This is a genomic window from Microbacterium sp. (assembly GCF_011620715.1).
Classification (GTDB): Bacteria; Actinomycetota; Actinomycetes; order Actinomycetales; family Microbacteriaceae; genus Microbacterium.
This window is the reverse complement of record NZ_WOYP01000086.1, coordinates 21,670-45,382: the sequence shown is the minus strand read 5'-3', so window position 1 is coordinate 45,382 and position 23,713 is coordinate 21,670. Positions and strand designations below refer to the sequence as shown.

The window sequence follows — 23,713 nt, the reverse complement described above, 5'->3', positions numbered from 1 at the left end:
CCTCGCCGTCACGCCCTTCTCGGCGGCTCGCGAGAGCTTCTGTCGTGGCGCCGCTGCTATCGGGCTGAACCGACCGGCCCTCCGCCACGATGCTGGGGCGGCCTGCCGCGGGTCACAGGATCGCGAGCGAAGTCGCCCGCCAGCGCCCGTCCAAGCCCTCCAGCCGTAGGGCGACCGAGCGCGTCCGCGCGGCGCCCTGCACCACTACGACGGCTTCGACCACGCTGTCGGCGGGGGAGGAGTGGTGCACCGAGCGCAGGGCGTAGACCGGCCGGATCGCGGGTACGCCGCGTGCGCTGCGGGCGCGGGCTGCGAGGTTGGCGCGCGTCAGCAGCTTGCGATAGGCGTCCTCGGTCAGCCAGCGCGCGAGCTGGTCCACCTCGCGCACTCCTGCGAAGACCTCGAGCACTCCGAGCGTGATGTTGCGCAGGAACGGCTCGGGGTCGGGCAGATCCGCTGATGGGGTGCGCTGCGGTGCGAAGAACTCCGAGAGTTCGAACGCGCCGACGGGCGGGGCGTATGCGCGGGGGATGCGCGAAGGCGTCGTTGCCATGAAAGCCAATCTCGACGAGGATGTCCTGCGGAAGATTAGAGCACACGGCAAGTTCACAGGAACAGCCTGAACGGGCACCTGTGGAGAACTTCTCATCGAGTCGTGATGATCTGCCCTACTCTCGCTGAGTGCGCTGGGAGAACTTCTTCGACGACCTCGAAGGTCAGCTCGCCTCGGAGTGGGAGGCAGAGCGTGCCGCGCTCGACACCGAAGCCGAGCGGCTGCGGCTGTCCCGCGTCGCCCTCCGCGAGCGGCTGAGCATGCTCGTCGATCGCGAGCGCGACGCAGTGCCACCGTCGTTCGACCTGGCCGACGGCACCGTTCTGGCGGCAGAGGTGACCGGAGTCGGCGCCGACTGGGTCGCTCTGGACGGCGGTCGTTCGGGCGCGCTGGTGGTTCCGTTCGCCTCGATCGCCTCGATCGGGATGCCGCACGCCGATGTGCTGCGCAGTGCGCGCCCCGCGCCCGCGCGTTCTGCGCTCGCCGACCGGCTGAGCCTGGGCTTCCTCGCTCGCGACCTGGTGCGCCGCCGCATCGGCGTGACCGTGCATCTGACCCACGGACGCATCCTGGCGGGCACGATCGACCGTGCCGGGGCCGATCACCTCGACATCGCCCTGCACGAGCCGGGAACCCCGAGACGCGCGAGCGAGGTCACCGGCCATCGCATCGTGCCTTTCGCGGCGGTCGCCTGGATCCGCCTCGATGCCGGGGCCACGCTGGCCTGAGCCCCCGGAGCCGGCGTCAGTCCGCGTTGCGGACGACTCCTGTGCCCCACAGTTCGGGGAAGCTCGCCTCGTTCGACTGCCGCCACAGCGCCATGCGCCGGGCTTCCTCGGCCTGCTCGTCGAGGTACTCCGACACGCTCGCCGCCTCGACCCGCCAGCGCGCGGGCGACCCGACGCGCATCCCGCGCAGGCGCGCCTGCTCGACGAGGGCCATCACCTCGTCGATCGACACGCCGAGCACCTCGGCCACTTGGGCCGGAGCCAGCAGGCGCATGTCGGATATCGGGATATCGGGCATGCCCCCATTATGACGCTCGCGGATCGGGGAGTCCGGGCATCGCATGCGCTGTGGATAACCGCGGCGCCCGTTTCGCGGTCTGCGTCACGATGGACCCATGACCTCACTCGACACCGCCCGCCCTCGGACTCGCGCGTTCTGGGGGGATGCCCGGTTCTTCCTCGGCATCCTGCTCGTGGCCGCCTCGGTGGCCGGCGTCTGGCTCGTCGTCTCGGCGTCGCGGCAGACCGCGCCGGCGTTCGCCGCGAACCGCACGATCGTTCCCGGCGAGGCGATCTCGAGCGACGACGTGCGCCTGGTCGACGTGTCGCTGGGGCAGGTGGGCGCAGCCTACCTGCAGCCTGATGGGCTCGCCGACGGCCTGGTCGCCACCCGCACGATCGAATCCGGCGAACTGGTGCCGCAGAGCGCGGTGGGCGATGCGGACGCGGTGCGCACCACCAGCGTCGTGCTGCGCAGTGCCGTGGATGTTCCCGGCTCGGTGCGCGCCGGGTCGGTCGTCGAAGTCTGGGCCGCCCCGCTCATCGAACGCGGCAGCTACGACGTGCCGCGCATCCTGGTGGCCGACGCGACGGTCGTGTCGGTGACCCGCGACGATTCGATGATCGGCGGCGGCTCGGCCGCTCTCGAGATCGTCATCCCGCGCGCAGACGTCGCCGCGACGCTCGCCGCGATGGCCGACGAATCCGCCCTCTCGGTGGTGCCGCGCACCGGAGCGGCCCAGTGAGGGTCATCGTGGCGGTCGACGAGCCGTACGGCAGCGACCTCGCCGAAGGGCTCGAGGCTGAAGGGATCGCCGTCGTCGCCGTGGTCGCGGCATCCGCCCCCGCTTCTGCGATCGACGACGGCGGAATCGACGCCGACCCGCTCGAGCGGGACCGCGAGCGGGGGGTGCGCGGATCCGCTGCAATCGCCGAGGCGCTCGCCGAAGCCGATGCTCTGGTGCTGGAGACGACGCGCGCAACCGTGAACGCCGTCGTTGTGGCTGCGTGCGATCGGCGAGCGGTGCGCATCGTCCCGCTCGCCGCTGCTGCCGCCGAGGAACAGATCGCCGCGACGTTCGGCCTCGAGCCGCCCATGCCGCTCGGGGTGGAGGCGTGGCAGCTCGCGGAGCGGCTCGCAGCACCGCCGATGCTTTCCGCTCGTGAGCTCGAAGACGCCGCTTCGGCCGCGTCACGCGGGCCGCGCGTGATCGCGGTGTGGGGGCCGGCCGGCTCGCCGGGCCGCTCGACCGTCGCGATCGAGCTCGCCGTCGAGCTCGCCCGCGGGGGACGACACGTCGGCCTCGTGGATGCCGACTCCCATGCTCCGTCGATCGCGCTGGCGCTCGGCCTCGCCGACGAGGCGCCGGGTTTCGCCGCCGCCTGCCGTCAGGGCGAGCTGGGTGGACTGGACGCGCGCGAGCTGACCCGCATCAGCGCCCCGATCGGCAGCAGCGGCGTCGACGTGCTCACCGGACTGAATCGTCCGTCGCGCTGGCCCGAGCTCAGCCAGTCCCGCGTCGCAGCGGCGCTGGGCGCGTGTCGCGAGTGGGCCGACTACACGGTCGTGGACGTGGCTGCGCCGCTGGAACGGGACGAAGAGATCGTGAGCGACCTGGATGGTCCGCGGCGAAACGCCGCCACCATAGCGGCACTGCGCGCCGCAGATCTGGTCGTGGCGGTCGCCGCGGCCGACCCGCTGGGCATCTCCCGGTTCCTGCGCGCATACCCGGAGCTGCGGGCGACGATCGGCGCCACGCCGGTCGCGGTCCTCGCGAACCGCTTGCGCCCCGGAGCCCTCGGCGTCGATGCTCGCGGGCAGGTGCGCCGAACCCTGGACCGCTTCGGGGGGATCACCGACGTCTGGTTCGTTCCGACCGATCCTCGGGCGGCGGATGCCGCGCTCCTGGCGGCCCGCCCGATCGCCGATGTCGCGCCGCGGTCGCCCATCCCGCTCGCGCTGCGCAGGTTCGTCGGCGAAGCTGTCGCACCTGTCGCGGACGCGGGTCGCGGCATCCGGCGCTCCGGGCGCCGCCGCGAGAGGCGGGCCGTGCTCTCCTAGCGGGCGGGCCTTTCGGCGGTAGCCTTGAGGAGTGTCGACGCTCAGCGATCTCGTCTACGCTCAGGGCCGGTCCAGCGAAGCCGACGTCGAGTGGCTGCACCGCCTGGCCGGCGATGGCCAGCTTCTGGCAGACCTCGCGTTCGCCGACATCGTCATCTGGGTGCCCACCGACGAGGACTCGTTCGTCGCGGTCGCGCACACCCGCCCCGGCGGGGCGGCGACGCTGTTCTACCGCGACATCGTCGGGGGCCACGTGCGCCCGCAGTGGCGAACCCAGGTCCACGGGGCATTCCAGAGTGCGCGGATCGTCGATTCCGCCTCGCCCGACTGGTTCGAGGAGACACCGACGCGCGTGCGCGCGGTCCCTATCGTGCGGACGCACAACGGCGCTCCGGCGGCCACGATCGGGGTGCTGACGCGCCACACGAACCTCGGCGAGACCCGCACGCCGTCGCGGCAGCAGATCACGTTCAACGACTGCGCCGACGACCTGTTCGGCATGATCTCATCGGGGGAGTTCCCCGACCTCTCGGCTCCGACCGCCCCGCGTCGCGGCGCACCGCGCGCCTCGGACGGTCTCGTGCGACTCGACGTCGACGGGATCACGACTTTCGCCAGCCCGAATGCGCTGTCGGCGTTCAACCGCATGGGTTTCGATGACGAGCTGGAAGGCGAGTCGCTCATCGAGGTGACCACCCGCATCCTCCCCGCCAAGCGCCAGTTCGACGAGTCGCTGCCTCTCGTGGTGACCGGGCGTGCGCCCTGGCGCATCGACATCGAGGCCCGCGGCGTCACCGTGTCGCTGCGGACGATTCCGCTGCGCGACCACGGCGACCGCATCGGCGCGATCGTGTTGTGCCGCGATGTGACCGAGCTGCGTCACCAGGAGCAGGAGCTCATCACGAAGGACGCGACGATCCGCGAGATCCATCACCGCGTCAAGAACAACCTGCAGACCGTCGCGTCGCTCCTGCGCATCCAGGCGCGCCGCTCGCATTCGGAAGAGGCGCGCGAGGCCCTCACGCAGGCCATGCGCCGGGTTGCCGCGATCGCCGTCGTGCACGACACCCTCTCTGAGGGGCTGTCGCAGACCGTGGACTTCGACAACGTCTTCGACCGCGTCCTGAAGCTCGTGGCCGAGGTCGCCGCGGCGCCGAACACCCGCGCGCGGACGCGGTCGACCGGCAAGTTCGGCACCCTGCCGAGCGAGTACGCGACGCCGCTCGCGCTCGCCCTCACCGAACTCGTCACGAACGCCGTCGAGCACGGGCTCGCCGGGCGGGAGGGCGACGTCGAGATCATCGCCGAGCGCGGCGAGGACAACCTCGCCGTCCGCGTGCGCGACAGCGGCTCGGGTCTGCCGGAAGGCCACGTCGGCAGGGGCCTCGGCACCCAGATCGTGCGCACCCTGATCCAGGGTGAGCTGGGGGGCACGATCGATTGGCACACGGTGATGGGCAGCGGCACCGAGGTCACGATCGACATCCCGATGCGCTACATCGAGCGCGAGCTGATCTAGGAACGGCGCCGTCAGGAAGCCCGGCGCGCGCGCGCAGCGCGGCGCTTCAGCGCCCGCCGCTCGTCTTCGGACAGCCCACCCCATACGCCGGAGTCCTGCGCCGTCTCGAGGGCGTACTGCAGACAGATCTCCGTCACGGTGCAACGTGCGCAGACCGACTTGGCCTTCTCGATCTGATCGACGGCCGGGCCGGTGTTCCCCACGGGGAAGAACAGCTCGGGGTCGACGGTCAGGCAGGCGGCCTTATCGCGCCAGTCCATGGTGGTGCTCCTTGATGATGATGGGTGTTCAGAGCCCGGATTCGGGTCCGATACCCTGTGGGAGATGCGAGTTCGCTCGCCCCACCTCGCTGTGGGAGCACACGGCTTTGTTAATCGTCCCACAAGGGGTGGGTGCGAATCAAGGGTTCGGGCGGGTATGGGTGCAGTTGCTGAGCATTCGCTCAGCGGAGGAGCCGGTTCTACCGCTCCTCCACCAATGAAACGGAGATCTGGCGGATGCCCACACACGCGGCTGGCCGAATCGCTGCGGTCCTTCTGGCGCTCGAAGGCATGGCGATCGTCGCTCTGGTGATCTGGCAGGTCTGGGCGCTCAGCGCGGGCGACACCGACTCCGTCGAGAGTGCGATCGCCCTGATCGTGCTCACCGCCGTCGGCGCGGTCGCCGTCATCGCGTTCGCGCTGGCCACCTGGCGTGGCCAGTCGTGGGGGCGCTCGGGCGGCATCGTCACCCAGCTGCTGATTCTGGCGGTCGCGCTCGGTGCGGTCACCGGTGCCTATGCGGACCTGGTGACGGGCTTGGCTCTCGCGCTGCCGGCGGTCGTGACGCTCGTGCTGCTCCTGCTCGCGGTGCGCGCAGCCGGCCGTGAGGCACGCGGCACGGCATCCGAGTAGTTCTACTGCTCGAGGCCGATGAGCTTGCGCACCCGGGCGACGTGGCCGGTGGCCTTTACGTTGTAAAGCGCGTGCTGCACGGTGCCGTCGACGTCGATCACGAACGTCGAGCGGATGACGCCCTGATAGGTCCTGCCGTAATTGCTCTTCTCGCCCCAGGTGCCGTACGCATCGAGGGCGACATGCCCGGGGTCGCTCAGCAGGCCGTAGGTGAGTGCGTCGCGCTCGCGGAACCGGCGGAGTTTGTCGGGCTGGTCGGGCGAGATGCCGAGCACCGTGTAGCCGGCGGCCTGCAGCGCAGCGAGACTGTCGCGGAAGTCGCAGGCCTCGGTCGTGCAGCCCGGGGTCATCGCCTCGGGGTAGAAGAACAGCACGACGCCCTGACCGCGCAGGTCGCTGAGGGTGACCGGCTTCTCATCGTGGTCGGGCAGAGTGAAGTCGGGGGCGGCGGTTCCTGGTTCGAGGACGACTGAGCTCATCGTTCCAGGATACGGACCCCGGATGCTGATCAGTGCGAGCCGGCGAACGTCAGCAGCAGCCGCTGCAGGGAGTCGAGGCGCGCCGCCCCGTTAGGTCCGAGCCGGCCTTCTGCCGCGGCTTCGACGATCGCGCAGTCGGGGGCGTCGGGGAGGTGCGTGCAGCCGCGCGGACAGTCCTTCGCGATCTCGGCGAGCTCCGTGAAGGCGCCGAGGATGTTGGCCGGATCGACGTGACCGAGCCCGAACGAGCGCACCCCAGGGGTGTCGATGACCCACCCATTGCCGCCGTCGCCGCGGTAGCGCAGCGAGACGGTGGAAGAGGAGGTGTGCCGGCCGCGGCCGGTGACCTCGTTGACGTGTCCGGTGGCGCGCATCGCGCTCGGGACGAGGGCGTTCACGAGCGTCGACTTGCCCACGCCGGAGTGACCGACGAAGACGGTGGAGTGGCCGATCAGCTGAGCTCCGATGCGCTCGAGGGGCATGTCCTCCTGAGCGCTCGTGAACACTTCGAGATCCAGGCCCTCGAAGTGCGCGAGGAACTCCGACGGATCGGCCAGGTCGGTCTTGGTCACCACGAGGAGCGGGCGCACCCCGGCATCCAGCGCCGCGACCAGGTAGCGGTCGACGAGTCGCTCGCGCGGCTCGGGGTCGGCCGCGGCGACGACGACGAGCATCTGGTCGGCGTTGGCGACGATGACACGCTCCACCTGGTCGGTGTCATCGGCCGAGCGACGCAGCAGCGACGTGCGATCCTCGATGCCGATGATCCGGGCGAGCGTCCCCTCCGAGCCGGACTGGTCGCCGACGATGCGCGCGCGATCGCCGGTGACGATCTGCATCCGGCGCAGTTCGCGCGCCCGCGTGGCGAGCACACGGCGCTCGTCGGGTCCGTCTTCGTCGGCGAGCACCGTGTAACGGCCGCGGTCCACCCCCAGCACCCGGGCGATGACAGCGTCGGCGTGCGCCGGGCGGCGCTTCGTGCGCGGGCGATTCGCCTTCGGGTTGGGCCGTGCTCTCAGCGTCGTCTCGTCGAACTCGTTCTCGTCGTCGTCGTCGTCCTCGAGCCAGCTCACGGTGTGAGGACCACCCTAGGATGCCAGATCGTGCAGCGGCTCCGCGTGGGCGTCGTCGGGTGAGCCGGCGAGCATGTCCTGCCAGAGCTGAGGGAACTCGGGCATCGTCTTGGCGGTCGTGCCGATGTCGTCGATCTCGACGCCCTCGACTGCGAGCCCGATCAGCGCCCCGGTCGTGGCGAGCCGGTGGTCGTGGTGCGCCCGCCAGGTGCCGCCGTGCAGTGGCCGCGGCACGATCCGGATGCCGTCCGCCAGTTCGTGCGCCTCTCCGCCGAGCGCGCGCAGCTCGCCGACCAGGGCTGCGATGCGGTCGGTCTCATGGCCGCGGATGTGGCCGATCCCGTAGAAGGTGCTCTCCGAGTCGGCGAAGGCCGCGAGGGCGACGAGCGTCGGGGTGAGCTCGCCGACGGCCGACAGGTCGAGGTCGACCCCGGCGATGCGGGTGCCTCCCGTGACGGTGAGCGAGCCGCCGCGCCGCACAGCGCGGGCCCCCATGAGCGTCAGGATCTCGGTGAGCATGGCGCCGGGCTGTGACGAGTGGGCCGGCCATCCGGTCACCGCCACGCTACCGCCGGCGATCATCGCCGCTGCCAGGAACGGTGCGGCATTGGACAAGTCGGGCTCGATGGCGATGTCCTTCGCGCGGACCGACCCGGCGGGGACGACCCACTCGCCGGGGGCGGGGCGCTCGACGTGCACGCCGCGGTGGGCGAGCGATTCGATCGTCATGTCGATGTGCGGCATGCTCGGCAGGCGCTCGCCGCGGTGGATCAGGTGCAGGCCCACGTCGAAGCGGGGGGCTGCCAGCAGCAGACCCGAGACGAACTGGCTGGAGGCGCTCGCGTCGACGACGACCTCGCCGCCGCGCACGTGTCCGTGACCGCGCACGATGAAGGGGAGCGACCAGTGCCCGCCGTCGTCGATGTCGACACCGACGTCGCGCAGAGCCTTGATCATCGTGCCCATGGGCCGGTGCAGGGCGCTCTCGTGGGCGGTCAGTGTGACGTCGCCGCGGGCGAAGCCCGCGAGACCGGCGACGAATCGCATCACGGTGCCGGCCTGGCCGCAGTCGACCACGGTCGAGCCCTGCAGCGGCCAGACGGGTGTCACGATGAGGTCGTCGCCGTACCGGGCGGTGCCCGGGGTCGCTTCGACGTCGACTCCGAGGGTGCGCAGCGCATCGATCATGCGCGCAGAGTCGTCGGAGTGCAGGGGCGCCGCCAGGCGGCTCGGTCCGTCGGCCAGAGCGGCGAGGATCAGCTCGCGATTCGTGAGCGATTTCGATCCGGGAACGGTGACCGTCGCGCGCAGCGGACCGCCCGCGGTGGGCGCGTGCCAGCGCCCGCGCGCAGCCGGTGCGGATATCTGGGAATACCGGTCACCTGTCATCGGGTTCTACCCTACTGAACCGCTGCAGACGATCGTCCGCGGGCACCCGGCAGAACAGGAGCACGATGATCACCACGCTCGATCGCTCCGAGCTGGACGACCTCGATCAGGTAGACGTGGGCTGGGATCCCGCCGCCGTAGACTTGCGGGTGATGAATGACGAGCCAGAAGCTGTCACCGACGCCCGCACGCAGTTCGAGGTTCAGGCGTTGCCCTTCATGGACCAGCTCTACGCGGCGGCGATGCGCATGACGCGCAATCCCTCGGATGCCGCTGACCTGGTGCAGGAGACCTTCGTCAAGGCGTTCGCGTCGTGGGCCACCTTCACACAGGGGACCAACCTCAAAGCGTGGCTGTACCGCATCCTCACCAACACCTATATCAACATCTATCGCAAGAAGCAGCGCGAGCCCTATCAGGGCACGATCGATGAACTCGAGGACTGGCAGCTGGGCGGCGCGGAGTCGACCACGGCGACCAGCAGCAGGTCGGCGGAAGCCGAGGCGATCGATCGGATGCCGGCATCCGTCGTCAAGGACGCGCTGCAGGCGATCCCCGAGGACTTCCGGCTGGCGGTGTACCTCGCAGACGTCGAGGGCTTCGCCTATCAGGAGATCGCCGACATCATGAAGACACCCATCGGCACGGTCATGAGCCGCCTGCATCGTGGCAGGCGAATGCTTCGTGAGCTGCTGGCGGACTATGCGGCCGAGCGGGGAATCAGCGCGGCTGCCACAGGGGGCAAGAAATGACCGACTGCGGTTGTGAGAAGGCGCGACGCGACCTCGAGGAGTACCTTCGGCACGAGGTGTGCAAGACCTCGCAGACCGACATCGCCGAGCATCTCGAGAATTGCGCGAGCTGCCAGGACGAGGCGCTGGTCGCCCGCACGCTGACCGACGTGGTCGCGCGGGCATGCAAGGAGACGGCGCCCGAAGAGCTGCGTGATCAGGTGCTCGAGCGCCTGCGCGCGGTGCCGGTCGCCAACTGACCGATCCACGCTAGAGCGTGACCGCCTGCTTGAGGATCGCCGCCTGCTCGAGCGCGTGCACCTTCGGTGAGCCGGTCGCCGTCGAGGCTGCGGCAGCGCGCGAGATTCGACGGATCGTTCGGCCATGCAGATGCTTGACGACCTCGAGCGCGATGAAGGGCCACGCGCCCTGGTTCTCGGGCTCGTCCTGCACCCAGAACAGCTCCGCGTTCGGGTAGCTGTCCAGCGCGGCGTTCAGCTCGTCGGTCGGGGCCGGGAAGTACTGCTCGAGCCGCACGAGGGCGATCTCGGGGTTGGGGTTCTTCTCCAGTTCGGCCCTCAGATCCCAGTGGATCTTGCCGGCGTGCAGCAGCACTCGCTTGACGGAGGCGCGGTCCAGGCTCCGGTCATCGTCCAGCACCGGCTCGAACCTGCCCGTCAGGAACGCGTCGACCGGGCTGGTCGCGCCGCGCAGGCGCAGCATGGCCTTCGGCGTGAACACGATCAGCGGGCGGCGCGGGCGGGCGTACGCCTGCCGGCGCAGCAGGTGGAAGTACGACGCCGGAGTCGACGGGCGCGCGACGGTCATGTTGTCCTGCGCACACATCTGCAGATATCTCTCGATGCGCGCCGAGGAATGGTCGGGACCCTGGCCTTCGTAGCCGTGGGGGAGCAGCAGCACGACGCTGGAGAGCTGGCCCCACTTCTGCTCTGCTGAGGAGATGAACTCGTCGAGCACGGACTGGGCTGCGTTGGTGAAGTCACCGAACTGCGCCTCCCAGAGCACGAGCGCGTCCGCGCGCTCGACCGAGTAGCCGTACTCGAACCCGAGCGCCGCGTACTCGCTGAGCAGCGAGTCGTACACCCAGAACTTGCCCTGCGTGTCGCTGAGGTTGGTGAGCGGGATCCACTCCTGGCCGTTCGCGCGGTCGTGCAGCACGGAATGGCGCTGAACGAACGTGCCACGTCGCGAGTCCTGGCCGGCGAGACGGACCGCCGTGCCTTCGACCAGCAGCGAACCGAAGGCCAGCAGCTCCGAGAAGGCCCAGTCGATCCCTCCGTTGCGGCTCATGTCGAGGCGCCTCTCCAGCAGCTGCTGCAGCTTGGTGTGCACCGTGAAGCCATCGGGCTTGTTCAAGAACGCGTCGCCGATCATGTGCACGATCTCGCGAGAGACGCCGGTCGTCTCGGGCGAACCGACGGCCGGTTCGACCTGGACGTCCGCCACGACGGGCAAGGTGCCGGTCTCGGCGGCGTGCGTTTCGGCGAAGGCGATCTCGAGGCCGTTCTGGAAGTCGCGCTTGGCCTGCTCGTACTCCTCCTCGGTGATGTCACCGCGACCGACGAGCGCCTCGACATACAGGCGGCGCACCGAGCGCTTCGCCTCGATCAGGTTCGTCATGAGCGGCTGGGTCATCGAGGGGTCGTCGCCCTCGTTGTGCCCGCGTCGGCGGTAGCACACGAGGTCGATCACGACGTCGCGGTGCCAGCGCTGCCGGTACGCGAACGCGAGCTGCGAGACGCGCACGACCGCCTCGGGGTCGTCGCCGTTCACGTGGAAGATGGGAGCCTGGATCGTCTTGGCCACATCCGTCGCGTAGACCGAGGTGCGCGCGTCCTGCGGGACGGTCGTGAAGCCGACCTGGTTGTTGACGACCACGTGGATCGTGCCGCCGGTGCGGTAGCCGCGCAGCTGCGACATCTGCAGGGTCTCGACCACCACGCCCTGACCTGCGAAGGCGGCGTCGCCGTGCACCAGGATCGGCAGCCACGAGAACGTCCCGATGGGCTTGCGGTCCTGCTTGGCCCGGACGATGCCCTCGAGCACGCCGTCGACGGTCTCGAGGTGCGAGGGGTTGGCCGCGATGTAGACCGGCAGCTCCTCGCCCCGGTCGTCGACGAACGTGCCCTCGGTGCCCAGGTGGTACTTCACATCGCCCGAACCGCTCTTGCTTCCGACGGCCACGGAGCCCTCGAACTCGCGGAAGACCTGACCGTAGGTCTTGCCGGCGATGTTGGTGAGCACGTTCAGGCGGCCGCGGTGGGCCATGCCGATGGCCGTGCCGTCGAGCCCCGCCTCGGCCGCGCCCTGGAGGATCTCATCCAGGAGCGGGATCAGCGACTCGCCGCCTTCGAGGCTGAAGCGCTTCTGACCGACGTACTTGGTCTGCAGGAACGTCTCGAACGCCTCTGCCTGGTTGAGCTTGCTCAGGATGCGGAGCTGCTCGTCGTGGCCTGGCTTCTGGTACTTGAGCTCGACGCGCTCCTGGAACCACCTGCGCTGCTCGGGGTCCTGGATGTGCATGTACTCGATGCCGATCGTGCGGCAGTACGAGTCGCGCAGGACTCCGAGGATGTCGCGGAGCTTCATCTGGCGCTTGCCGCCGAAGCCTCCCGTGACGAACTCGCGGTCCAGGTCCCAGAAGGTCAGGCCGTGCTGTTCGATCGTCAGGTCGGGGTGCGTGCGCTGCACGTACTCCAGGGGATCGATGTCTGCCATCAGATGCCCGCGCACGCGGAATGCGTTGATGAGCTCCTGCACGCGGGAGGTCTTGTCGACGCGCTCGGCCGTGTCGACGTTGATGTCGGCGGCCCAGAGGATCGGCGCGTAGGGGATGCGCAGCGCCGCGAAGATGTCGTCATAGAAGTTGCGCTGGCCGATCAGCAGCTCGTGCACCTTCTTCAGGAACTCGCCCGAGCCCGCACCCTGAATGACCCGGTGGTCGTATGTGCTGGTGAGGGTGATCGTCTTGCCGATCGCGAGCTCGTGGAGCGTCTTCTCGCTCGCACCCTGGAACTCGGCGGGATATTCGAGCGCACCGGCGCCGACGATGCAGCCCTGGCCCTTCATGAGGCGCGGCACCGAGTGGACGGTGCCGATGCCGCCCGGGTTGGTGAGCGAGATCGTCGTGCCCTGGAAGTCGGCGGCCGTCAGCTTGTTGCCGCGCGCTCGTGAGATGAGGTCTTCGTACGAGACCAGGTACTCGCTGAAGGTGAGCGTGTCAGCGCGCTTGATGCTCGGCACCAGAAGGGCGCGTGTGCCGTCGGGCTTGGGAAGGTCGATGGCGATGCCGAGGTTGATGTGCGCGGGAGCCACGACCGACGGCTTGCCGTCGATCTCGGCATAGAAGACGTTCTGGCTCGGGAACTCCTTGAGCGTGCGGATCAGCGCCCAGCCGATCAGGTGCGTGAAGCTGATCTTGCCGCCGCGCGTGCGCGACATGTGGTTGTTGATGACGATGCGGTTGTCGATCATGAGCTTCGCCGGAATCGTGCGCACGCTCGTCGCGGTCGGAACCGTCAGCGACTCGTCCATGTTCACCGCGAGCGTCTTGGTCATGCCCTTGAGGACGGTGACCTTGTCGTCTTCGGGGTTCTCGGCTCCGGCCGAGGGCGCGACGGCAGGGGCCTGCGCGGGAATCGGCTGCTGGGCCGCGGGCCGCGCCGTCGTGCGGGCGATCGGCGTCGCGCCGATGACGGCGATCGGCGCGGTCACCGGGTGCGCGTCGGACGACTGTGCCGGGGGCCTCGCGCCCTCCGACCTCGGTTCGCTCGGTGCCGCGGGTGCGGCGGCGGTGGGTGCCGGGGCGGCGGGTGCCGGGACCGGGGTGGGCGGCGCCTCAGCCGGCGGCGTGGCCGTCGTGTCCACTGGCTGATACGCCTCGAGGATCGGCCACCACGCCTTGTCTACTGAGTTCTTGTCGACCTTGTACTGCTCGTAGAGTTCGTCGACGAGCCATTCGTTGGCTCCGAACTCTCCTTCGCTCGACACCCCGACGCCCGTGACCTGGCTCGACACGCTCGATCGCCCGCTTTCATGAAGACTGATTGGAGCGTGCAGAGCCTCTAAATGGCCCTCACGCACGGCTGTTAAGCCTAACCCAGTCTGGCGTCCGTTTCCCCGGCGCCGAAGGGCGGAACGCAATTGCGCATCGTCATCCGTACCGAAAGAGTCAGTAATCTTTCGGGTATGGAGTTCTACGGTGAGCAGCCCGAGGTCGACCTGACGTACTCCGATGTCTTCCTCGTCCCGCGGCGCTCTTCGGTGACGAGCCGGCTGGATGTCGACCTGGCGCCCGGCGACGGCACGAACACGACCATTCCGCTGGTCTCGGCGAACATGAACTCGGTCACCGGGGCCCGCCTGGCCGCGACTCTCGCGCGTCGTGGCGGACTCGGCGTGCTGCCGCAGGACATGCCGCTGCAGGAGCTGGATGCCGCGATCCGCTGGGTCAAGGACCAGCCGGTCCGCTGGGACACACCCCTCGTGCTCCCGCCCGAGGCGACCGTGGCGGATGCCGCGCGGCTGCTGCCGGCGACCGAGGGCCACGGCATCGTCGTGGCCCATGCGGCGGCTGGGCCCCTCAACATCGATGGCGTCCTCGGTGTCGTGCCCGCCACGAGGCTCGGCACCGCCCTGCCCGACGCGCGCCTGGGCGACCTGGCACGCGGGCGCACGGCATCGATCGATGCGGACGACGTCGAGAGCGCGCGTCACGCCTTCGACCTGATCGTCGGCGCCGGCGCCGAGACGGTGTGCGTGCTGCACCACGGCTTCGTCGTCGGCACGCTCTCTCGGCGAAGTGCTCTTCGCTCTACGCTGTACCGGCCGGCGGTCGACGCATCGGGGCGACTCAGCGTGGCCGCCGCAGTCGGCATCAACGGAGACGTCGCCTCGAAGGCGCGTGCGCTGGCTGCCGCCGGCGTGGACGTGCTCGTGCTGGACACTGCTCATGGGCACCAGGACGGGATGCTGGCGGCACTGCGCACCGTCTCGGGCCTGGGTCTCGGCATCCCGATCGCGGCGGGCAACATCGTCACCGCCGAGGGCGTGAGCGACCTGGTGCGCTCCGGAGCGGACATCCTGAAGGTCGGCGTCGGTCCCGGCGCGATGTGCACGACCCGCATGATGACGGCGGTCGGCCGCCCGCAGTTCTCCGCCGTGCTCGAGACGGCCGAGGCGGCACGGATGCTGGGCGCCCACGTCTGGGCCGACGGGGGAGTGCGCCACCCCCGAGACGTCGCACTCGCGCTCGCCGCGGGTGCGGCATCCGTCATGATCGGCTCGTGGTTCGCGGGGACGATCGAAGCCCCCGGCGAACTGCAGGTCGACGGAGCCGGCCTGTCGTACAAGGAGTCGTGGGGCATGGCCTCGACCAAAGCCGTGCATGACCGGTTCGGACGCCTGGACCCGTACGAGCTGGCGCGCAAGGAGCTGTTCGCGGAGGGGATCTCGTCCTCGAGGATCTACCTCGACCCGCTGCGCCCGGGCCTGGAGGACCTGATCGACATGATCACCTCGGGCGTGCGGTCCTCGTTCACGTACGCCGGCGCCTCCTCGGTCGCCGAGTTCCACGACCGAGCCCGAGTGGGCCTGCAGTCCGCGGCCGGGTACGAAGAGGGTAAGGCGCTCCCTGTCAGCTGGTAGTCCCGGTCGTTCGCCGAGTGCTGCAGATCCCTGCGACCGCTGCGGATCGCGACGGCGCGCTCGCAGGAAGACGGCGCGCTCGCAGGAAACTGCCGCGTCGAGGTCCGGTCCGGCGGCGCCGGGATCACGAAGGCTTCGGGCGCCGAGGCCCGTAGACTTGTCGGCACAATGGACGACCCCCCCAGTTGCAGACCCTCGCCCCATCGACCCGCACCCGCCATGGCGGGGGGTGATGCGTGATGGAGTTCATCATGCTGGGCGTGGGGCTTGTGCTCACGGTCGGAACCGGCCTGTTCGTGGCGAGCGAGTTCGCGCTCGTCAACCTGGATCGCGCGGATCTCGAAGCGCGTCGCGACGCCGGTGAATCCCGGCTTTCGCTGACCATCAACGCGCTGCGGATCACCTCGACGCACCTCTCGAGCGCGCAGCTCGGTATCACGCTGACGACACTGCTCACCGGTTACGCGATGGAGCCGGCGATCTCCGACCTCCTTCGCCCCGTCTTCACGGCGTGGGGGTGGCCCGACAGCGTCGCCTCGCCGGTGGCGGTCATCGTCGCGGTGACGTTCGCCACGATCCTGTCGATGATCCTCGGCGAGCTGATCCCGAAGAACTTCGCGCTGGCCGTTCCGCGGCAGACCGCGAAGCTCGTCATGCCGTTCCAGGTCGGCTTCACCATGGTCTTCCGCCCGGCGGTCTCCGTGCTCAACGGCAGCGCGAACGGCGTGCTTCGGCTGATCGGCATCGAGCCGAAGGAAGAGCTCTCCGGCGCGCGCACCGCCGAGGAGCTCTCCAGCCTGGTCCGCCGCTCGGCGCTGGCCGGGGTGCTCGAGGAGGGCACCGCATCGCTGCTGGACCGCAGCCTGACCTTCGCGCGGCTCAGCGCGGCCGATGTCATGACGCCTCGGCCCAGCCTCCATGCGCTCGCCGTCGGCGACTCGGCCGACGACGTGATCCAGCTCGCGCGGCGCACCGGCCACAGTCGCTTCCCCGTCTACGAGGACTCGATGGACGACATCGTCGGCATCGTCCACCTCAAGGCGGCCGTCGGCGTCCCGCGCGAACGCCGGTCCGACGTGCCCGCCGCCGCGCTGGCGACCGAGCCGCTGCGCGTGCCCGAGGCCGTGCACCTCGACACGCTCGTCTCCGAGCTGCGCGCACGGGGCTACCAGATGGCCATCGTCGTCGACGAGTACGGTGGCACCGCCGGCGTCGTCACACTCGAGGATCTCGTGGAGGAGATCGTGGGCGAGGTGCTCGACGAGCACGACCGCCGCAGTGCGGGCATCGTCCGCACCGAAGGCTCGCTCACGTTCCCGGGCGACCTCCGACCCGATGAGGTGCTCGATCGCACCGGCATCCGCATCCCCGAGGGCGACGTGTACGACACGGTCGGCGGCTACATCATGAGCGTGCTGGAACGCATCCCGGCGGTCGGCGACGCGCTCCACATCGAAGACGGCACGCTCGATGTGCAGCGCATGGACGGGCGCCGGGTGGACCGCGTGCGGTTCACGCCTACGCCGATGCCGGAAGGCGCACAGACCGACGGGGGTGACCGGTCGTGAGCGATTGGGCCGGAATCGCCTGGCTGGTCGTGCTGCTGGCCTTCAACGCCTTCTTCGTCGGCGCCGAGTTCGCCGTCATCTCCGCGCGCCGGTCGCAGATCGAGCCGCTCGCCGAGAAGGGGTCGCGCGCGGCCAAGACCGCGCTGTACGCCATGGAGCATGCGACCCTCATGCTGGCAACGAGCCAGCTGGGCATCACGATCTGCTCGCTGCTGATCCTGAACGTCTCCGAGCCGGCGATCCATCACCTGCTCGCAGGGCCCCTCGGTCTGACCGATCTCACCGAGGGCGCGGTCGATGTGATCGCGTTCCTCGTGGCGCTGCTGCTGGTCTCGTACCTGCACGTCGTGTTCGGCGAGATGGTGCCGAAGAACCTCGCGTTCTCGGTGCCCGACCGCGCGGTGCTCATGCTCGCGACGCCGCTGGTCTGGGTATCGCGCCTGTTCCACCCGGTGATCGTGACCTTGAACTGGATCGCCAACCACGCGGTGCGCCTGTCCGGCGTCGAGCCGAAGGACGAGGCCGCTTCGACGTTCACGCTCGAAGAGGTCACGACGATCGTCAACCAGTCGCGCATCGAGGGCATCCTCGACGACGCCGCCGGAACGGTCTCGGCCGCGCTCGAGTTCACCGACAAGAAGGCGAGCGACATCGCGGTGCCGCTGACGCAGCTCGTCACCCTTCCCGAGTCGGTCACGCCGGCCGAGATCGAACGCGCGGTCGCCCGATACGGCTTCTCGCGGTATGTGATCGTGGATGCCGAGGGCACGCCGCTCGGCTACGTCCATCTCAAGGACATCCTGCGCGCGGCCGAGGGTCCGGATGCCGCAACCGATGTCGTGCGGCCGATCCCGGGTAAGCGGATCCATCAGATGGTGCCGGTTCTGGAGAGCACCGACCTCGAGGAAGCGCTCGCGCTCATGCGCCGCGCCGGCCGTCACCTCGCGCGGGTGCGCGACGAGAACGGCGAGACGACCGGGGTGCTCTTCCTCGAGGACATCATCGAGGAGCTCATCGGCGAGGTGCAGGACGCTACCCGCCGCCTCGCCTGAGTCGCCGCCTCGCCTGAGTCGCCGCCTCGCCTGAGCCGCCGGCTCAGGCGAGGCGGGCGCGCAGGTACTGCTTCGGCCAGTAATCGATGTCCGCGCCGAGCTCCGACGCGGCGCGAAGCGCGAAGTGCGGGTCGCGCAGCCACTCCCGGGCGGCCATCACCGCGTCCGCGTCGCCGGCGGCGAGCAGCTGCTCGGCCTGTGACGCCTCGGTGATCTGGCCGACGGCGCTCACCAGCACGTCGGCGCGCCGGCGCACCTCGGCGGCGAAGCCGACCTGATAGCCGGGACCGGTGACGATGCGCTGGTGGGCGACGAGCCCGCCGCTGGAGATGTCGAAGAAGTCAGCTCCGCGCTCGGCCGCCCACCGCGCGACCGTTGCGGTCTCTTCGACGTCCCAGCCGCCGTCAGCCCAGTCGGATGCCGAGAACCGGACGAACAGCGCCGCGTCGGGTGCAGCATCCCGAACGGCGTCCACGATGCGCAGCAGCAAACGCGCGCGGTTCTCGAGCGAGCCGCCGTAGTCGTCGCTGCGGAGGTTCGACAGCGGCGAGAGGAACTGGTGCAGCAGATAGCCGTGGGCGGCGTGGATTTCGATCACCTGGAACCCGGCCTGGACCGCCCGCACTGCTGCCGCGGCGAAGTCGCGCACGATCGCGTCGATCGCCGCGGCACCCAGTTCGACCGGCTCGGCGAAGCCGTCGTAGGCGACCGCTGACGGGGCGACCGTGCCCCAGCCGCCTTGATCCGGCGGAACCGACCCGCGGTGTCCGGAGAACGGAGACCACGTCGAGGCCTTGCGTCCCGCGTGGGCCAGCTGCACCCCGGCGAGCGCACCGCGCTCCCGGATCGCCGCGACGATCGGCGCCCATGCGTCGCGCTGCGCGTCGTTCCACAGTCCGGTGTCTTCGGGCGAGATCCGTGCCTCCGCCGAGACCGCGGTCGCCTCCGCCATCACGATGCCGGCGCCGCCCGAGGCGAACTGCGCGAGATGCATGTGGTGCCACTCCTGCGGGATCCCGTCCGCCGCGCTGTACTGGCACATCGGCGCCACCCAGAGGCGGTTGCGGGCGGTCAGCCCGCGCAGGGTCAGGGGGGAGAACAGAATGCTCATCGATCGGCTCCAGCGCGGGTAGTGTGACGCCATGATCGGCTCATGGACGGGGCAGGACGCCGCGCGCGTCCTCCGGGGGCCAACCGCCGCAGACGACAAGTATTCCCGCGGAGTGCTGGGCGTGCGCACCGGGTCGGACCAGTACCCGGGCGCGGCGGTGCTCGGCGTCGAGGCCGCGTGGCGCACCGGGCTCGGCATGGTGCGCTACCTCGGACCCTCGCTGCCCACCTCTCTCGTGCTGCAGCGGCGGCCCGAGACCGTCACCGTAGACGGGCGCGTGCAGGGGTGGCTGATCGGGTCGGGAACGGACGCGGCAGACCGATCGGATGCCGACACCGAGGTGCTGCGCCGCATCCTCACGGGTGAGCTGCCGGTCGTGGTCGATGCCGGAGCGCTCGATCTCGCCCTGCGCGCCGCCGCCCCACGGATCGTGACTCCGCACCGACGCGAGCACGCTCGACTGCGTGCGCTGCTCGGGCTCGCAGCGAGCTCGCCGATGACGGATGCCGAGCGCGCGGCATCCGCTCTCGAGACGGCCGCAGCGCTGGGCGCGACCGTGGTGCTCAAGGGGTCGGTCACCATCGTCGCGTCGCCGACCGGGTGGGTGACTTCGGTGTCGGCAGGAACGCCGTGGCTGGCCACGGCCGGAACCGGTGATGTGCTGGCCGGGGCCATCGGGGCCGTCGTTGTGGGGGGTGCATCCGCCGACGATCTCGGGCCGCTCGCAGCGACAGGAGTATGGCTGCACGGCCGCGCGGCGAGCCTGGCGGCCGGCGATCTGGGTGCGGGCGGCGGCCCGATCACCGCGCTGGATGTGGCCGCGGCGCTTCCGCGTGCGGTCGCTGAGGCGGTCTGGACCCACTGAGCTCCCGAAGACGCGAGACCGGTCTCGAAGCCGCAGGCCCCCTCCGCCCCGGGCGCGCTGCGCGCGGCCCCTAGACTCGACGGGTGTCGAGACGGGGAGTGCTGTGGATCGCGTTCGCGATCGTGCACGTCCTGGTCGCGGTGCTCGGGTTCGTGCTGCCCAACCAGCCGATGGGCGACGTCTACAACGTTTACGACCCGTGGTCGTCATGGGCGCTCGAAGGCCGCACCGTCGTCGGGATCACCGAGACGTGGGTCTATCCTCAGCTGGCGCTCGTGCCGATGATCCTGGCCCGGGTCCTCGCCTGGATCGCCGGCTACGAGGTCTCCTGGGCGATCCTGATCGCGCTGTGCGATGCCCTCGCCTTCGCGATGCTGGTGGGGCGCGGGCGATCGAACGGCCGAACCGCGGCGGCGTGGTTCTGGCTCGCGTTCATGCTGCTCCTGGGGCCGGTCGGGATGTACCGGCTCGATGGGATCACCGTCCCGCTCGCGGTCGCCGGATGCCTGTGGCTGGTGGGCCGACCGTGGCTGGGCTCGATCCTGCTCGCCGCCGCCACCTGGATGAAAGTGTGGCCGGCGGCGCTGCTCGGCGCCGCCGTGATCGCGGTCAAACGGCGCTTCACGGTGCTGGCCGGCGCTGCACTGGTCTCGGGGCTGACGCTCGCGGCGATCTTCGCCGCCGGCGGCATCTCCCACGCGTTCGGCTTCATCGGCGACCAGACCGACCGCGGACTCCAGCTCGAGGCTCCGATCAGCGCGTGGTATCTCTGGCGCGCGGTGCTCGGCATCCCCGGGTCGTACATCTACTACGACCGCGACATCCTCACTTTCGAGGTGATGGGGCCCGGCAAGGAGGTCGTCGCCGCGGTGATGACGCCTCTGCTCATCCTGGCTGTCGGCGCCGTCGCGAGTGTCGGGGCGTGGAAGGCGTGGCGCGGTGCGAGCTTCGTCCGGCTGTTCCCGGCGCTCGCTCTGGCCCTGGTCGCGGCCCTGATCCTGTTCAACAAGGTCGGCTCGCCGCAGTACGTCACCTGGATCATCGCCCCTCTGGTGGTCGGACTGGTCATCGACCGGCATCGCTGGTGGCGGCCGGCCGCACTGGGTCTGGCGATCGCGGTGATCACCCAGGTGATCTACCCCCTCACGTACGGGGACCTGCTCGATGCGAGAGCCCTCCCGGCCGCCCTGCTGACGCTGCGCAACGCGCTGGTGGCCGTCCTGCTCGTGTGGGCGCTGGTGCGGGTCGCGCAGGTCCCTGGCCGCACCATCGCCGGGCGCGGTACCATCGCCGGGCGCCGCACCGCGGTGTTCGGCCGCTCGGCCGGCACGATCGGCTCCTGACCCGGAGGTCACCATGCTCATCGCCTTCTCCGTAGCCCCGAGCGGTACGCCCCGCGACGCGGGGTCCGGCGCCGCAGACGCTTCCGTGCACGACGCGGTCGCCGCGGCGGTGCGCGTCGTCCGCGAATCCGGGCTGCCGCACCGCACCACCTCGATGTTCACGGAGCTCGAGGGGGAATGGGACGAGGTCTTCGACGTCGTCAAGCGCGCAACCGAGGCGGTGCTGCCGTTCGGATCCCGCGTCTCACTCGTGCTGAAGGCCGACATCCGGCCCGGGTGGACCGGCGAGCTCGACGGCAAGGTCGAACGGCTCGAGCGAGCGCTCGACTCGTCGCAGCGCGACGGCCCGAGCGTCATGTGACCCGCGCGCCGTGACCGCCTCGAGTCGTGGTCGAGTCGGGCCCATAGCTTCGAGTCGGGCCTATAGTGGTGGCGTGTCAGACTCGTCCCCCTCCGATCGCGCGCTGCGCGCCCTTGCGGACTCGATCGGCCAGGCGCTTCCGCGTCAGTCCGCCGACGGCGCCGATGACGACGTCCCGGTCGCGGCCACCGTCGTGATCGTCCGCGACGGCGCGGGCGGCCCCGAGGTGCTCATGATCGAGCGTCCTGACCGCGGCTCGTTCGCCGGGGCGTGGGTCTTCCCCGGCGGAAAGCTCGATCCCGCCGACGGCGACGCAGCCGATGAGACCGCCGCCGCGCGTCGCGCAGGCGCACGCGAGACCCGGGAGGAGACCGGACTGCACCTGGATGCCGACGCACTCGTGCTGCTCTCGCGCTGGAATCCGCCTCCGGGCATTGAGCGCCGCATCCGCACGTGGTTCTTCGTTGCGGGAGACCCAGGTGGCGAACAGGCACTCGCGCCCGATGAAGTCATCACCGCCGAGTGGGTGCGACCGGCCGCGATGCTCACTCGCCACGCCCGGGCCGAGGTAACGCTCTATCCGCCGACGTGGGTGACCCTGCACCATCTTGCCGACCATCCGGATGCCGAGGCGATGATCGCGGCAGCTCGGATGGGCGGCATCCCTCGCTTCGAAACCGTCGCCCGCCGCGGTGCTGACGGCCCGATGCTGCTCTGGCACGGCGATGCGGAGTATGACGGCGACGCCGCGGCCGAGGATGCGGCATCCCGCCACCGGCTCGAGATTGCGAGCCTGCCCTGGATCTACACCCGAACCGGCTGAACGTTCAGCCTGCGGGGGAGTCGAGCAGGCGGCGCAGATGCGCGCCGACCGCGTTGATCTCGATCAGGAAGCCGTCGTGGCCGAAGTCGCTCGAGAGCACCACGGCGCCGTCGTCGAGTGTCGTGGGGATGCTGCGTGCGATCCGGTGCTGCCCCTCGACCGGGAACAGGCGGTCGGTGTCGATGCCGAGCACCAGTGTCGTCGCAGTGACGCGAGCGAGCGCGTCTTCGACGCCGCCTCGGTCGCGGCCGACGTCATGGGAGTTCATCGCCTCGACGAGCGTGATGTAGGTGTTGGCGTCGAACCGCCGGGTGAAGCGGTTGCCATGGAAGTCGAGATAGGAAGCGACCGCGAACCGGCCACCGTGGCCGAGGGGGCTCACACCGGACTGCCAGGACCGCTGGAAGCGCTGGTTGAGCTCGGTCGGCGAGCGATAGTTCAGCAGGGCCATCCGACGTGCGAGGGCGAGTCCGCGGTGCGGGCCGTCGCCGTCGCCGGAGTCGTAGTACTCGCCGCCCTGAAAGCGCGGGTCGATCTGGATCGCCTCCAGCTGCACGGAGTTCAGGGCGATCTGATCGGCCGTGTTGACCGGCGGGGAGGAGAGGATGCCGACGCGCTGCACCCGCTCGGGAAAGCCGACGGCCCATTCCAGCGCGTGCATGCCGCCCATTGAGCCGCCGACGACTGCGGCCCACACGTCGATCCCGAGCGCATCCGCGAGGTGCACCTGCGCGGCGACCTGGTCGCGGATCGTCAGATACGGGAAGCGCGAGGCCCACTCGTAGCCGTCCGGCGCAATGCTCGAGGGCCCGGTCGACCCCTGGCAGCCGCCGAGCATGTTGGGCGCGATCACGAACCAGCGGTCGGTGTCGATCGCCGCTCCCGGTCCGACGATCTGCTCCCACCATCCCTCGGTCGGATGCCCCGGTCCGGCGGGCCCGCGCACGTGGCTGTCGCCGGTGAGGGCGTGCAGCACCAGCACTGCGTTGTCGCGGGTGGGGGAGAGCTCGCCCCAGGTCTCATAGGCGATGCGGTAGGCCGGCAGCTCGCGCCCGCCCTCGGTGCGGAACGCCCCGAAGCCTGCGAAGTGCCGATCCCCGAGCGGATCGCCGTCGCGCCAGGCGCCGGTCGCCGGCGGGCGACCCAGCAGCAGGCGCGCGTCGGCCTCCGTGATCGGCGCGCTGGGCACCGTGTCTTCGGAGGTCTGCCAGTCCATG

General features: G+C 70.1%; 23 protein-coding genes. 14 read left to right on the top strand and 9 right to left on the bottom strand.

All coding sequences use genetic code 11. The features are described from left to right. Positions 1-112: 112 nt before the first annotated feature. The gene (locus QZV84_RS09255; protein WP_292828676.1) at positions 113-553 is read right to left on the bottom strand and encodes an Rv3235 family protein; all 441 of its coding nucleotides are present in this window, start codon (positions 551-553) and stop codon (positions 113-115) included. Positions 554-681: 128 nt separating this feature from the next. Here QZV84_RS09255 and QZV84_RS09250 point away from each other — a divergent pair, with 128 nt between their 5' ends. Next, positions 682-1,281: a hypothetical protein gene (locus QZV84_RS09250; protein ID WP_292828673.1), complete on the top strand. Its 600-nt coding sequence runs from the start codon at positions 682-684 to the stop codon at positions 1,279-1,281. 16 nt (positions 1,282-1,297) lie between these two features. Here the strand turns inward: QZV84_RS09250 and QZV84_RS09245 are convergent, their stop codons facing one another. Beyond that, positions 1,298-1,579 carry a helix-turn-helix domain-containing protein gene (locus QZV84_RS09245; protein ID WP_292828670.1) on the bottom strand — a complete coding sequence of 94 codons (282 nt, stop codon included), beginning with the start codon at positions 1,577-1,579 and terminating at the stop codon, positions 1,298-1,300. A 97-nt stretch (positions 1,580-1,676) separates the two neighbouring features. Here QZV84_RS09245 and QZV84_RS09240 point away from each other — a divergent pair, with 97 nt between their 5' ends. From QZV84_RS09240 to QZV84_RS09230, 3 genes are read left to right on the top strand one after another with little or no spacing between them, the layout of a single operon-like run. After that, positions 1,677-2,306 carry an SAF domain-containing protein gene (locus QZV84_RS09240; RefSeq protein ID WP_292828667.1) on the top strand — a complete coding sequence of 210 codons (630 nt, stop codon included), beginning with the start codon at positions 1,677-1,679 and terminating at the stop codon, positions 2,304-2,306. 8 nt (positions 2,307-2,314) lie between these two features. Next, positions 2,315-3,622, top strand: coding sequence for a P-loop NTPase (locus QZV84_RS09235; protein ID WP_292828664.1), 1,308 nt, complete (start codon positions 2,315-2,317; stop codon positions 3,620-3,622). A gap of 31 nt (positions 3,623-3,653) precedes the next feature. Next, entirely contained in the window at positions 3,654-5,141 is a 1,488-nt protein-coding gene (locus tag QZV84_RS09230; protein ID WP_292828661.1) for a PAS domain-containing sensor histidine kinase, read from the top strand. A gap of 11 nt (positions 5,142-5,152) precedes the next feature. On the opposite strand, the gene QZV84_RS09225 is transcribed toward QZV84_RS09230, so the two are convergent. After that, entirely contained in the window at positions 5,153-5,401 is a 249-nt protein-coding gene (locus QZV84_RS09225) for a WhiB family transcriptional regulator (RefSeq protein WP_292828658.1), read from the bottom strand. 237 nt (positions 5,402-5,638) lie between these two features. On the opposite strand from QZV84_RS09225, the gene QZV84_RS09220 reads away from it, so the two are divergent. After that, positions 5,639-6,034 carry a histidine kinase gene (locus tag QZV84_RS09220; protein WP_292828655.1) on the top strand — a complete coding sequence of 132 codons (396 nt, stop codon included), beginning with the start codon at positions 5,639-5,641 and terminating at the stop codon, positions 6,032-6,034. A gap of 2 nt (positions 6,035-6,036) precedes the next feature. Here the strand turns inward: QZV84_RS09220 and bcp are convergent, their stop codons facing one another. From bcp to aroA, 3 genes are read right to left on the bottom strand one after another with little or no spacing between them, the layout of a single operon-like run. Beyond that, the gene (gene bcp, locus QZV84_RS09215; protein WP_292828652.1) at positions 6,037-6,513 is read right to left on the bottom strand and encodes a thioredoxin-dependent thiol peroxidase; all 477 of its coding nucleotides are present in this window, start codon (positions 6,511-6,513) and stop codon (positions 6,037-6,039) included. A gap of 29 nt (positions 6,514-6,542) precedes the next feature. Next, on the bottom strand, positions 6,543-7,586 hold the full coding sequence (gene rsgA / locus QZV84_RS09210) for a ribosome small subunit-dependent GTPase A (protein WP_292828649.1): 1,044 nt from the start codon (positions 7,584-7,586) through the stop codon (positions 6,543-6,545). A gap of 15 nt (positions 7,587-7,601) precedes the next feature. Then, on the bottom strand, positions 7,602-8,975 hold the full coding sequence (aroA, locus tag QZV84_RS09205) for a 3-phosphoshikimate 1-carboxyvinyltransferase (RefSeq protein WP_292828646.1): 1,374 nt from the start codon (positions 8,973-8,975) through the stop codon (positions 7,602-7,604). Between the two features lie 65 nt (positions 8,976-9,040). On the opposite strand from aroA, the gene QZV84_RS09200 reads away from it, so the two are divergent. After that, the gene (locus QZV84_RS09200) at positions 9,041-9,727 is read left to right on the top strand and encodes a sigma-70 family RNA polymerase sigma factor (RefSeq protein ID WP_292828643.1); all 687 of its coding nucleotides are present in this window, start codon (positions 9,041-9,043) and stop codon (positions 9,725-9,727) included. Beyond that, positions 9,724-9,966, top strand: a complete 243-nt coding sequence (locus QZV84_RS09195; RefSeq protein ID WP_292828640.1) for a zf-HC2 domain-containing protein — start codon at positions 9,724-9,726, stop codon at positions 9,964-9,966. Before QZV84_RS09200 ends, QZV84_RS09195 begins: the two co-directional genes overlap by 4 nt. A 10-nt stretch (positions 9,967-9,976) precedes the next feature. On the opposite strand, the gene QZV84_RS09190 is transcribed toward QZV84_RS09195, so the two are convergent. Continuing rightward, complete coding sequence (locus tag QZV84_RS09190) at positions 9,977-13,744, bottom strand: multifunctional oxoglutarate decarboxylase/oxoglutarate dehydrogenase thiamine pyrophosphate-binding subunit/dihydrolipoyllysine-residue succinyltransferase subunit (protein WP_292828637.1); 3,768 nt, start codon at positions 13,742-13,744, stop codon at positions 9,977-9,979. Between the two features lie 171 nt (positions 13,745-13,915). Between QZV84_RS09190 and QZV84_RS09185 the strand changes: the two genes are divergently transcribed. From QZV84_RS09185 to QZV84_RS09175, 3 genes are all read left to right on the top strand, one after another. Beyond that, positions 13,916-15,373 (top strand): GuaB1 family IMP dehydrogenase-related protein, encoded by a 1,458-nt coding sequence (locus QZV84_RS09185; RefSeq protein WP_292828634.1) that lies wholly within the window; start codon positions 13,916-13,918, stop codon positions 15,371-15,373. A 239-nt stretch (positions 15,374-15,612) separates the two neighbouring features. Further along, on the top strand, positions 15,613-16,941 hold the full coding sequence (locus QZV84_RS09180; RefSeq protein ID WP_292828631.1) for a hemolysin family protein: 1,329 nt from the start codon (positions 15,613-15,615) through the stop codon (positions 16,939-16,941). Further along, on the top strand, positions 16,938-17,993 hold the full coding sequence (locus QZV84_RS09175) for a hemolysin family protein (protein WP_292828628.1): 1,056 nt from the start codon (positions 16,938-16,940) through the stop codon (positions 17,991-17,993). The genes QZV84_RS09180 and QZV84_RS09175 overlap by 4 nt, the downstream gene beginning before the upstream one ends. Positions 17,994-18,036: 43 nt before the next feature. Here QZV84_RS09175 and QZV84_RS09170 read toward each other — a convergent pair whose 3' ends face one another. Next, positions 18,037-19,104 carry an NADH:flavin oxidoreductase/NADH oxidase gene (locus QZV84_RS09170; protein ID WP_292828625.1) on the bottom strand — a complete coding sequence of 356 codons (1,068 nt, stop codon included), beginning with the start codon at positions 19,102-19,104 and terminating at the stop codon, positions 18,037-18,039. Positions 19,105-19,135: 31 nt separating this feature from the next. On the opposite strand from QZV84_RS09170, the gene QZV84_RS09165 reads away from it, so the two are divergent. From QZV84_RS09165 to QZV84_RS09150, 4 genes are all read left to right on the top strand, one after another. Next, complete coding sequence (locus tag QZV84_RS09165; RefSeq protein WP_292828622.1) at positions 19,136-19,969, top strand: ADP/ATP-dependent (S)-NAD(P)H-hydrate dehydratase; 834 nt, start codon at positions 19,136-19,138, stop codon at positions 19,967-19,969. An 83-nt stretch (positions 19,970-20,052) separates the two neighbouring features. Continuing rightward, entirely contained in the window at positions 20,053-21,312 is a 1,260-nt protein-coding gene (locus tag QZV84_RS09160; RefSeq protein ID WP_292828619.1) for a hypothetical protein, read from the top strand. 13 nt (positions 21,313-21,325) lie between these two features. Beyond that, positions 21,326-21,673 carry a thiamine-binding protein gene (locus tag QZV84_RS09155; RefSeq protein ID WP_292828616.1) on the top strand — a complete coding sequence of 116 codons (348 nt, stop codon included), beginning with the start codon at positions 21,326-21,328 and terminating at the stop codon, positions 21,671-21,673. A gap of 73 nt (positions 21,674-21,746) precedes the next feature. Next, positions 21,747-22,496, top strand: a complete 750-nt coding sequence (locus QZV84_RS09150) for an NUDIX hydrolase (RefSeq protein WP_292828613.1) — start codon at positions 21,747-21,749, stop codon at positions 22,494-22,496. A 4-nt stretch (positions 22,497-22,500) separates the two neighbouring features. Here QZV84_RS09150 and QZV84_RS09145 read toward each other — a convergent pair whose 3' ends face one another. Further along, on the bottom strand, positions 22,501-23,712 hold the full coding sequence (locus QZV84_RS09145; protein ID WP_292828610.1) for a homoserine O-acetyltransferase: 1,212 nt from the start codon (positions 23,710-23,712) through the stop codon (positions 22,501-22,503). Between the last annotated feature and the right edge of the window lies 1 nt (position 23,713).

Excerpts from the sequence above, each read along its gene's own strand:
- QZV84_RS09255 (WP_292828676.1), bottom strand. The coding sequence starts at position 553 with ATGGCAACGACGCCTTCGCGCATCCCCCGCGCATACGCCCCGCCCGTC.
- QZV84_RS09245 (WP_292828670.1), bottom strand. The coding sequence starts at position 1,579 with ATGCCCGATATCCCGATATCCGACATGCGCCTGCTGGCTCCGGCCCAA.
- QZV84_RS09240 (WP_292828667.1), top strand. The coding sequence starts at position 1,677 with ATGACCTCACTCGACACCGCCCGCCCTCGGACTCGCGCGTTCTGGGGG.
- QZV84_RS09225 (WP_292828658.1), bottom strand. The coding sequence starts at position 5,401 with ATGGACTGGCGCGATAAGGCCGCCTGCCTGACCGTCGACCCCGAGCTG.
- QZV84_RS09220 (WP_292828655.1), top strand. The coding sequence starts at position 5,639 with ATGCCCACACACGCGGCTGGCCGAATCGCTGCGGTCCTTCTGGCGCTC.
- bcp (WP_292828652.1), bottom strand. The coding sequence starts at position 6,513 with ATGAGCTCAGTCGTCCTCGAACCAGGAACCGCCGCCCCCGACTTCACT.
- aroA (WP_292828646.1), bottom strand. The coding sequence starts at position 8,975 with ATGACAGGTGACCGGTATTCCCAGATATCCGCACCGGCTGCGCGCGGG.
- QZV84_RS09200 (WP_292828643.1), top strand. The coding sequence starts at position 9,041 with ATGATCACCACGCTCGATCGCTCCGAGCTGGACGACCTCGATCAGGTA.
- QZV84_RS09195 (WP_292828640.1), top strand. The coding sequence starts at position 9,724 with ATGACCGACTGCGGTTGTGAGAAGGCGCGACGCGACCTCGAGGAGTAC.
- QZV84_RS09185 (WP_292828634.1), top strand. The coding sequence starts at position 13,916 with ATGGAGTTCTACGGTGAGCAGCCCGAGGTCGACCTGACGTACTCCGAT.
- QZV84_RS09180 (WP_292828631.1), top strand. The coding sequence starts at position 15,613 with ATGGAGTTCATCATGCTGGGCGTGGGGCTTGTGCTCACGGTCGGAACC.
- QZV84_RS09170 (WP_292828625.1), bottom strand. The coding sequence starts at position 19,104 with ATGAGCATTCTGTTCTCCCCCCTGACCCTGCGCGGGCTGACCGCCCGC.
- QZV84_RS09165 (WP_292828622.1), top strand. The coding sequence starts at position 19,136 with ATGATCGGCTCATGGACGGGGCAGGACGCCGCGCGCGTCCTCCGGGGG.
- QZV84_RS09155 (WP_292828616.1), top strand. The coding sequence starts at position 21,326 with ATGCTCATCGCCTTCTCCGTAGCCCCGAGCGGTACGCCCCGCGACGCG.
- QZV84_RS09145 (WP_292828610.1), bottom strand. The coding sequence starts at position 23,712 with ATGGACTGGCAGACCTCCGAAGACACGGTGCCCAGCGCGCCGATCACG.